This is a genomic window from Advenella sp., from assembly GCF_052108595.1.
Lineage (GTDB): Bacteria > Pseudomonadota > Gammaproteobacteria > Burkholderiales > Burkholderiaceae_B > Advenella.
The window spans coordinates 1-9,869 of sequence record NZ_JBQEAU010000140.1 but is presented as its reverse complement, the minus strand read 5'-3'; the positions used below and the strand labels follow the sequence as shown (position 1 = coordinate 9,869).

Annotated in this window: 8 protein-coding genes; 6 read left to right on the top strand and 2 right to left on the bottom strand. The window is 55.0% G+C overall.

Annotation, left to right across the window (positions count from 1 at the left end):
* Nucleotides 1-67 precede the first annotated feature (67 nt).
* Nucleotides 68-1,036: a homoserine kinase gene (locus tag ACTIKR_RS18705; RefSeq protein WP_193089007.1), complete on the bottom strand. Its 969-nt coding sequence runs from the start codon at nt 1,034-1,036 to the stop codon at nt 68-70.
* A gap of 181 nt (nt 1,037-1,217) precedes the next feature.
* Here ACTIKR_RS18705 and ACTIKR_RS18700 point away from each other — a divergent pair, with 181 nt between their 5' ends.
* The 5 genes from ACTIKR_RS18700 (at nt 1,218) to yfaE (ending at nt 8,168) form a co-directional block, all read left to right on the top strand.
* Entirely contained in the window at nt 1,218-3,002 is a 1,785-nt protein-coding gene (locus tag ACTIKR_RS18700; protein ID WP_442328657.1) for a ClcB-like voltage-gated chloride channel protein, read from the top strand.
* Between the two features lie 2 nt (nt 3,003-3,004).
* Nucleotides 3,005-4,099: a tRNA dihydrouridine(20/20a) synthase DusA gene (gene dusA, locus ACTIKR_RS18695; protein ID WP_442328656.1), complete on the top strand. Its 1,095-nt coding sequence runs from the start codon at nt 3,005-3,007 to the stop codon at nt 4,097-4,099.
* Between the two features lie 304 nt (nt 4,100-4,403).
* Complete coding sequence (nrdA, locus tag ACTIKR_RS18690; protein WP_193089010.1) at nt 4,404-6,677, top strand: class 1a ribonucleoside-diphosphate reductase subunit alpha; 2,274 nt, start codon at nt 4,404-4,406, stop codon at nt 6,675-6,677.
* Between the two features lie 28 nt (nt 6,678-6,705).
* Nucleotides 6,706-7,839, top strand: a complete 1,134-nt coding sequence (gene nrdB / locus ACTIKR_RS18685; protein WP_193089011.1) for a class Ia ribonucleoside-diphosphate reductase subunit beta — start codon at nt 6,706-6,708, stop codon at nt 7,837-7,839.
* Entirely contained in the window at nt 7,836-8,168 is a 333-nt protein-coding gene (gene yfaE / locus ACTIKR_RS18680; RefSeq protein ID WP_442328655.1) for a class I ribonucleotide reductase maintenance protein YfaE, read from the top strand. Before nrdB ends, yfaE begins: the two co-directional genes overlap by 4 nt.
* Here the strand turns inward: yfaE and ACTIKR_RS18675 are convergent.
* On the bottom strand, nt 8,122-8,409 hold the full coding sequence (locus ACTIKR_RS18675) for a hypothetical protein (RefSeq protein WP_193089013.1): 288 nt from the start codon (nt 8,407-8,409) through the stop codon (nt 8,122-8,124). The two genes, yfaE and ACTIKR_RS18675, sit on opposite strands and share 47 nt — an antisense overlap.
* A 277-nt stretch (nt 8,410-8,686) precedes the next feature.
* Between ACTIKR_RS18675 and ACTIKR_RS18670 the strand changes: the two genes are divergently transcribed.
* Nucleotides 8,687-9,745: an alcohol dehydrogenase gene (locus tag ACTIKR_RS18670; RefSeq protein ID WP_442328654.1), complete on the top strand. Its 1,059-nt coding sequence runs from the start codon at nt 8,687-8,689 to the stop codon at nt 9,743-9,745.
* Nucleotides 9,746-9,869 lie beyond the last annotated feature (124 nt).

Here is a 9,869-nt window from a genome sequence, read left to right as displayed (position 1 = left end):
ATCTGGAAGGCATCTTTTAGCCATTGCCAGCCGGATGAGGCGGGAAGTTTTGCAGCAATCATGGTGGTCACGGTAGTGGCGGAGGCGGTTGTTGAACACGGAGCGTCAGGATACGCTCAAAATGCGTCGGATCGTGCGGCTTGAGTGTCTGGGCAGGGCGCGGACGGAAATAATCATTCAGGCGAGATGTCCAAAAACGCAGGGCAGCGGCGCGCAGGGCAACCGGCCACATTGCCTTTTCGGTTTCCGTGAACGGGCGTTCTTGCGAGTAGGCATCAAGCCAGGCCTGAACCAGCCAGGGGGTCAGTGCGCCGGTGCTGCGTTCAATGCACCAGTCGTTTACCGCGATCGCGACATCGAACAGCCAGGCATCGTGTCCGGCAAAATAAAAATCGATGATGCCGCCCATTCGCGGATCATCATATGTGCCATCGAACAGTACGTTATCGCGGAACAGATCACAATGGCAGGCACCGGCCGGCATACGCTTCCAATCGTTTCCCGACTGGACCTGGCGCTGCTCATCCAGGCACGAGACAAACAGCGCGTTTTGGGATTCAGTCAGAAACGGCCGGATGGCCGGATAGGTTTCTTCCCACCAGGGCAGGCCACGCAGATTGGGCTGGTACAGGGTGAAATCTTTGGCGGCCAGATGCGCCTGTGCCTGCGTACGGGCGGCGATAATACAGTGCTGTACGCCAGGGTCGGATTCGTACCCGCCGGGCAGGCGATCAACGATCGCTGCCGGTTTACCCTTCAGGGTGCCGATGCGCTTTCCATCGCGCTGGGTCTGGGGCATGGGCACCTTAACGTTTTTGCTGGCGAGCGTATGCATCAGTTCGATGTAGAAATTCAACTGCTCATGATTGAGCACCTCGAACACCGTCAGTACATATTCTCCCTGGGTCGTGTTCAGAAAGAAGTTGGTGTTTTCAATACCAGCGGTAATGCCGCGAAGGGAGACGAATTCTCCAAGCGCATAGTAACCCAGAAATTCAGTGGCTTCCTGGTTGGTGATGGGGGTAAAGACGGCCATGAGAAAATACGCTACACAAAATCATTGAATGCCGATCATTTTAGTGCAGGTTGAGCACGATAAGCGCGTGGGGCGGTCCGTGTGCAAAAGAATCCACAATCGAGTTTTGCTACAATGGAGCACTTTTTGCAGTTTGCCGGGATCTCTCTCGCGCCGCCCGTTATTTCTCCGAGACTAATAAATGGCCATGTTTTCTCCTTTTGAGGCACGCAACAAACTGACTCAGTTTGCCTGGCTTACAAACCGTCCGGCGTTCTTTGTCTGGGCCATTGTGGTGGGCGTGGCTGCCGCCGGCATGACCATCCTGTTTCACATGGCCATACACTGGGGGCAATTGCTGACTGGTTCGGTGCCGGGCGAGATCGAGACCGTGGTCAGTCGCTGGAACAATACCGAGCGTATCCTGTTTCCTGTCGGGGGCGGACTGATTGCGGGCACTTTACTGTGGCTGTCGTCAAAAGTGCGCAAGGATATGAACGCAGACTACATGGAGGCGGTGGCCCTGTCAGATGGGCGGCTTTCCCTGCGGCAGGGTGCGCTGCGAGTGTTATCGTCATTGTCTACCGTGGTCAGCGGCGGCTCCATCGGCCGCGAAGGGGCCATGGTGCACCTGGGCGCCATGGTCGCATCGGCCATCGGCCGCTTTCTGGCCTTCAATGCCAATGATATCCGACTGCTGGTCGCTTGCGGGGCCGCGGCAGGCGTGTCGGCCGCCTACAATGCGCCGCTTGCCGCGGCGTTATTTGTAGCAGAAATCGTATTGGGAACCCTGTCGATCACGACGCTGGGCCCGCTCATTATCTCGGCAGGGGTTGCCAATATTACCATGCAACTGACCGGATATTATCGCGTCACTTATGATGTGAAACCCATGTCGCTGTCGATCGATGCGAGCCTGCTGCTGCTGTGTGCACTGGCGATTGTTGCGGGATTGCTGGCGCCGCTTTTCCTGCGTTTTCTGGACGCTGTCCGCCAGCTGTTTCGTAAAACCAGATTGCCGCTGCCATTCAGTCTGGCGCTGGGCGGAGCGCTGCTGGGCGGCATTCTGATCCTGCAGCCTGCTGCGTCGGGCAACGGCTACGGGCCGATTGAAGATATGCTGACGCTGTCCTGGACCATGCCGGCGGTATTGCTGATGCTGGCCTACAAGGTGCTGGCCACGGGCGCGACAGTGGGCTCGGGCGCGACCGGCGGCGTATTTACTCCGATGCTGATGGTGGGAGCCAGCGTGGGTATGCTGTTTTACCAGGTCATTTCATTCGTGATGCCTGAGCAGGCGGCCCAGCCGGCACTATATATATTGATTGGCATGGGCGCATTTCTGGCAGCCGGCACGCACGCGCCCCTGATGGCGATCCTGATGATATTTGAAATGACTCATCGGATTGATCTGGTGCTGCCGCTCATGTTCGCCTGCGTCATTGCAAATGTGGTCAGCAGTCTATTTGGCACCCCAGCCATGTATGGCGTGACTCTGTCGCGGGAGCAGGCAGCACGGCTCAGGCGGCAGATAAGCAGCATGACGCTCAAAGGGCTGGTGACCGACGCACAAACGGTGCTGCGCCAGGATCAGACGCTGGAGCAGGCAGTGGCCATGTTTCAGGATCATCCCGTGCGGCATATTTATGTGGTGGATGAGAATGATCACTACCTGGGCTTGCTGTCCAATCAGGAGGTGACGCGCTGGCTGCTGTCGCAGTCGCCCATGACCACGCCCCTATCAGAACTCATGGTGCAGCCTCATTTCATTCCGGTTCTGCATCCCGATATGACGCTGGGCGAGGGGCTGGAACTGTTTCTGACTTTTACGGGCGAACGTTTGCCGATGCTGTTGTCAAAAGATGAACCGATACTACTGGGGGTTGTGCGCAAATCCGCAATTCTCGAGCAACTGGAGGAGCAACGCGCACTTGGTGAGCGGCATCAGCCACCTCACATCGATTTTCGCATTTCCGGCGACAAATGATAATGACACATTCAGAGAAGACAGAGCGGGTCGCAGCAGCGGACCTGGATACCCGCAGCGGCAGCACCGATGCCCGTGCCGTTGCCGGGGGGGACCCGGCAGGCAGCACTGTGCTTGACTATACGGATGGAGGGGGTCTGCGTCCCTGGCGGCTCAGTGTGGCGCCGATGATTGACGTCACAGACAGGCATTGCCGCTATTTTCACCGTCTGCTGGCGCCCAATGCGTTGCTATATACCGAGATGATCACCACCGGCGCCCTGGTGTTCGGCGATGTACCAAGACATTTGCATTTCAGCGCTCAGGAACATCCGGTTGCTTTGCAACTGGGCGGCAGCGAGCCGGCGGCGCTGGCCCATTGCGCCCGGCTCGGGCAAAGTTGGGGGTATGATGAAATCAACCTCAACTGCGGCTGCCCTTCAGAGCGGGTGCAAAAGGGAGCGTTCGGCGCCTGCCTGATGGCCGAGCCGGCCCTGGTGGCCGATTGCGTCAAGGCGATGCAGGACGTGGTCAGCCTGCCCGTCACAGTCAAGCATCGGCTCGGACTGGACTACGATCAATCCTATGATTTCGTGCGTGATTTTGTCGGGCAACTGTATGAGGTCGGGTGCCGGGTATTTATCGCGCATGCGCGCAATGCGGTGCTCAAGGGGCTGTCTCCTAAAGACAATCGCCAGATTCCGCCACTGCGCTACGACGTTGTGACCTGGCTCAAGCGGGATTTTCCGGATGCGCTGTTTGTGCTCAACGGCGGCCTGAACACGCCTGACCTGATCAGTTCGGCGGTCGACGCATTCGACGGTGCGATGGTCGGGCGAGCAGCCTGGCACGAACCCTATTTGCTGCGTGACATCAGTCGACAGTTGTGGCCTGACACGCTGGTTGCCGATGACGCCACGATTGTGCAGCAAATGGCCAGCTATGCCCAATCTGAGGTGGCGCAGGGTGTTCCGCTGCGCGTCATTGTCAAGCCCATGCTTGGCCTGTTCAACGGACGCAAAGGCGCGCGCCAATGGCGACGCCATCTGTCCAACCCGGTGCAACTGGCAACACAGAACCCGGACGTCTTGCATCAGGCCTTTGCTTTTATTGACTAGCGGCACAGCAATCGCCCAATGGCCGGGCAAGAAGGGGGGCATGAAGAGGGAGTATGCCGTGCCTGAAAAATATGCACATCAATTGCGTATAATCAACATCGTTACATTTTTTTATAACAGATAAAATAGCTATATTAATCAATGCATTGTGTTGTTTTTCAAGGATTTGCACGAAGCCGAAATTACTTGAAATATCCTGATCAATACTATATATTGTGTTAAACCTAAAATAAAACACTATATATAGATTATAGTCGGTCCGGCTCCAAGCCGTTCCATCAACCATCATGGATATGCATACGCAATGAACAGCACACTCTTGGTCACCAAACGTGACGGCAGAAAAGAACCTATCGATCTGGACAAAATTCACCGCGTCATTGCGTGGGCGGCAGAAGGTCTGGATCATGTTTCGGTGTCTCAAGTTGAGCTCAAGTCTCATATTCAGTTCTACGACGGTATCAAGACTGAAGACATCCATGAAACCATCATCAAGGCAGCGGCGGACCTGATTTCACAGGCGACGCCCGATTACCAGTACCTGGCGGCGCGCCTTGCCATCTTTCATTTGCGCAAGAAAGCCTTCCAGCAGTTCGATCCGCCATCGCTCTACGATCACGTCAGCCGGCTCACCGAAATGGGCAAATACGACGAACATATTCTGCAGGACTACACACGGGAAGAGTTCGACGAGCTGAACAGCTATATCGATCACAGCCGTGATATGCGCTTTTCCTATGGTGCGGTCAAGCAGCTTGAAGGCAAGTACCTGGTGCAAAATCGTGTCAATCACGAAATCTATGAAAGCCCCCAGTTTCTGTATATTCTGGTGGCCGCATGCCTGTTCTCGAAGTATCCGAAAGACACGCGCCTGTCGTACATCAAGGGGTTCTATGATGCGACGTCGCTTTTCAAAATTTCCTTGCCCACGCCCATCATGTCGGGTGTGCGCACACCTACGCGTCAGTTCAGCTCATGCGTGCTGATCGAGTGTGGCGATAGCCTGGATTCCATTAATGCCACGACCAGCGCTATCGTGCGCTACGTATCGCAACGCGCCGGCATCGGCATCAACGCCGGTCGCATTCGTGCCGTTGGCAGTGCCATCCGCGGTGGCGAGGCGCAGCATACTGGGTGTATCCCTTTTTACAAGCACTTTCAGACAGCCGTCAAATGCTGCTCGCAGGGTGGCGTGCGCGGTGGTGCGGCCACATTGTTCTATCCCATGTGGCATCTGGAAATTGAATCGCTGCTGGTGCTCAAGAACAATCGGGGCGTCGAGGAAAATCGCGTCCGTCATATGGACTATGGCGTGCAGATCAACCGGCTGCTGTATCAACGCCTGATCAGAAACGGCGATATCACGCTGTTTTCTCCATCGGATGTACCGGGCCTGTACGATGCGTTTTTTGAAGATCAGAACCGCTTTGAGCAACTGTATGCCAAATACGAGCAAGACACGACCATTCGCAAGCGTACGGTCAAGGCAACAGAGCTGTTTTCATTGATGATGCAGGAACGCGCCGGCACCGGCCGCATATACATTCAGAACGTGGATCACTGCAATACCCACAGCCCGTTTGATCCGGCCGTGGCGCCCGTGCGCCAGAGTAATCTGTGTCTGGAAATCGCGCTGCCGACCAAGCCGCTGGAAGATATCAATGACGAGAACGGTGAAATTGCATTGTGCACGCTGTCTGCGTTCAATCTGGGCGCCATTGAATCGCTGGATGAGCTCGAAGGCCTGGCCGATCTGGCCGTGCGCGCGCTCGATGCCTTGCTTGATTATCAGGACTATCCGATAAAGGCCGCGTATATTGGCTCCATGAAGCGGCGTACACTGGGTATCGGCGTTATTAATTACGCCTATTACCTGGCCAAGAACGATGCCAAATATTCCGATGGCAGCGGTAATGCCCTGACGCACCGCACCTTCGAGGCGATCCAGTATTACCTGCTCAAGGCCTCGGTCGGGCTGTCCAAAGAGTTCGGCCCGTGCACGGCCTTTGATGAAACGACCTATTCCAAGGGTATTTTGCCAATCGATACCTATAAGAAGGATCTTGACGGCATTTGCAACGAGCCGCTGCATCTGGATTGGGAATCGCTACGCAAGGACATTACCACCCATGGTCTGCGTAATTCGACCTTGACGGCACTGATGCCTTCGGAAACCTCTTCGCAGATATCCAACGCCACCAACGGTATTGAACCGCCGCGCGGCCTTGTGACCGTGAAGGCTTCCAAAGACGGGATTCTGAAACAGGTGGTGCCCGAGTACGAACGCCTTAAGGACAAGTACGAATTGCTGTGGAGCATGCCAAACAATGATGGCTATCTGCAAATTGTAGGCATCATGCAGAAATTTGTGGATCAGTCTATTTCGGCCAATACGAATTACGATCCAGCCCGTTTTGACGGTGGTCGTGTGCCCATGAACCAGATGATCAAGGATCTGCTCACGGCGTACAAGTTCGGTGTCAAAACACTGTATTACCAGAACACCCGTGACGGTGCGGAAGACAAACAAGAAGATCAGGCACAGGATGACTGCGAAAGCGGCGCGTGCAAGATCTGATCAGGCAGTAATCGAGTAAGAGAAAATAATGGCATACAGTACCTTTTGTCAGACTCCGAACGACCAGATGAAAGAACCCATGTTCTTTGGTCAGTCGGTCAATGTCGCACGTTATGATCAGCAGAAATACGAAATTTTTGAAAAACTTATTGAAAAGCAACTGTCTTTTTTCTGGCGTCCCGAAGAGGTGGATGTGTCTCAGGACAGAATCGACTATCAGACGCTGCCGGAACACGAAAAGCATATTTTTATCAGCAATCTGAAATATCAGACACTGCTCGATTCGATCCAGGGCCGCAGCCCGAATGTGGCGCTGCTGCCGCTGGTGTCCATCCCTGAACTGGAAACCTGGATCGAGACCTGGTCGTTTTCCGAGACGATCCATTCGCGCTCGTACACGCATATCATCCGCAATATCGTGAACAATCCATCAGTGGTGTTTGACGATATCGTCGCTAATGAATATATTCTGAAACGTGCGCGCGATATCGCCTTCTATTACGATGACGTAATCTCGTATACACAGTTGTATAACCAGTTTGGCGAAGGCACGCACATGCTCGCCGGCAAGGAAGTGCTCGTATCCCTGCGCGAACTCAAGAAAAAGCTGTATTTGTGCCTGATGGTCGTCAATGTGCTTGAGGCTATTCGCTTTTATGTCAGTTTCGCGTGCTCCTTTGCCTTTGCAGAGCGTGAGCTGATGGAAGGCAACGCCAAGATTATCAAATTGATTGCCCGTGACGAAGCCCTGCACCTGACGGGCACGCAGCATATGCTCAATATTTTGCGCAGCGGCGAAGATGATGCTGAAATGGCTGAGATCGCCAATGAAACCCGCGAACAGTGCTTTGATGTGTTCAAGCAGGCAGCTCTACAGGAAAAAGAATGGGCCGAATACCTGTTCAAAGGAGGGTCCATGATCGGGCTGAACAAGGACATCCTGTGCCAGTACGTCGAATATATTACCAACCTGCGCATGCAGGCAGTTGGACTGCCGGCTGCATTTCCGGGAGTACGACAGAATCCAATCCCATGGATCAACGCCTGGCTGTCTTCAGATAATGTCCAGGTTGCGCCGCAGGAAGTGGAAATCAGCTCTTACCTGATCGGGCAAATTGATTCACAAATGAATACCGACGATCTGCAGCATTTCGAACTATGACATCTGTCGTAACGACCGATAGCAGGTTCGAATTGCTGGAGGGAGAAACGCTGCTCGAAGGGCTGGAACGCACAAATCACGAAGTGGAGTTCCAATGCCGCGCCGGCTATTGCGGCTCATGCAGGACGCATCTGCTGGCGGGCAGAGTACGTTATCTGACCGAACCGCTGGCCTATATCGCGAAAGACGAAATACTGCCTTGCTGCTGTGTGCCCCAGGGGCCATTGCAGATTGAGGCCAGGCTGTTGCATATGCCTGAACAGCCTTCGCTCGGTGAGGAATTCAATATTCAGAGGTCGCTGGATTTCGGGGTTGGCGAACAGAAGTAGGCGCGCCCTTATGCCGTTTGTCTTTGTCATTCGGGCGCAGGGCGTACTTCAGTGCGAATACCGTGGCAATGGACCACAGCAGCAGCCAGATAACATGCATGGTCATCACGAAAATATCACGCCCGGCCAGTGGCGCCGCTTGTGACATGAAGTCGTTCAGGACCGATAGCGACAATCCGATCATCATCCCTGCAAAAAGCAGGACGGTTAATACAAAAGACCATTTCGGATCTGGTTTCATCGATTTCCCCTGTTATCTGGCTCTGCCTGCCTGCCGGCACGAGCCATCATGAGCGGGCAGGGTCACCCACCGGCAGTATTAACGCTAGTCTAGGCGATCATCGTTCTGATGTGAAATACCGAATACTTATGTCTATATTGCTGCGGTTCAGATCGCAATTTGACTATTATTATCCGAACTGCTTGTGGCATTTGCGAAACCCTCATATACAATATCTATTCCAAAGGAGCTCTGGCATGACCCGCGTGGCATGCGCGAACATAGGAGTGGTAAAAATATGAAATGTTATTGCATTACCGGTTTCAAATCCCCCTTGCAAATGCTGGAAAAAGACGACTTTACCCCGCAAGGGACCCAGGTTGTACTGGACGTCAAGGCGGCCGGCGTCTGTCATAGTGACTTGCACTTGTGGGAGGGGGGTTACGATCTGGGCCAGGGAAAGCGCCTGGAACTGAAGGATCGCGGCGTCAGTCTGCCGCTGACGCCGGGGCACGAGACCGTTGGAACAGTGCGGGCAGTGGGGCCGGACGCGGGGCAACTGGATACCGGGAAAAATTACCTGATCTATCCCTGGATTGGCTGCGGCAGCTGCGTTGTTTGCCAGCGCGGCGATGAGAACCTGTGCGCGGCACCGGCCTGCCTGGGTATTCATCGTGATGGCGGCCACGCTACGCAGATCGTCGTGCCGCATCCCAGGTATCTGGTGGATATTGGTGATATGGACCCGGTACAGGCAGCGCCTTACGCCTGCTCTGGCCTGACCACCTATTCTGCGCTGCGCAAATTTGATCCGGCAGTTCTGCAAAATGAGCCCGTGATCATCTTTGGGGCCGGCGGCCTGGGCCTGATGTGTCTGCAATGGCTGCACGCCATGGGCGGCAAGGGGGCGGTCGTTGTCGATCTGGACCCGGCCAAACGAGAAGCAGCACTGCAGGCTGGGGCATTGGCCGCTGTCGATGGCAACAGCCCCACGCTGATCCAGGATATTCAGGCAGCGGCGGGTACGCGTACCATCTGGTCGGTGATCGACTATGTCGGGGCCCCGTCCACGGCAACGCAGGCGTTCAACCTGCTGGCCAAGGGTGGCAAGCTGGTCATTATCGGTTTGTTCGGCGGACAGAGTGAGTGGCCGCTGGCTTTGTTTCCCTTGAAGGCGGCGACGGTACAGGGGGCCTATGTGGGTAATCTGGCCGAGTTGCAGGAACTGATGGCGCTGGTCAGACAGGGCGGGATCCGTCCTATTCCCGTCACCCGGCATCCCTTGGCGCAGGCAGACCAGACCCTGATGGCGCTGCACGCAGGCAAAGTGATCGGTCGGGCGGTCCTGACGCCGTAAAAGGAATGATAATGACTGTTCCCAATAGTGTATCGCAGGTTCCTGTTGATAATGACGGGGTCCAAGCGGACGCTGCCCCGGCTGAGTCAACATCGGCCGATGTATCGGGACGTGCTTTTGTTTT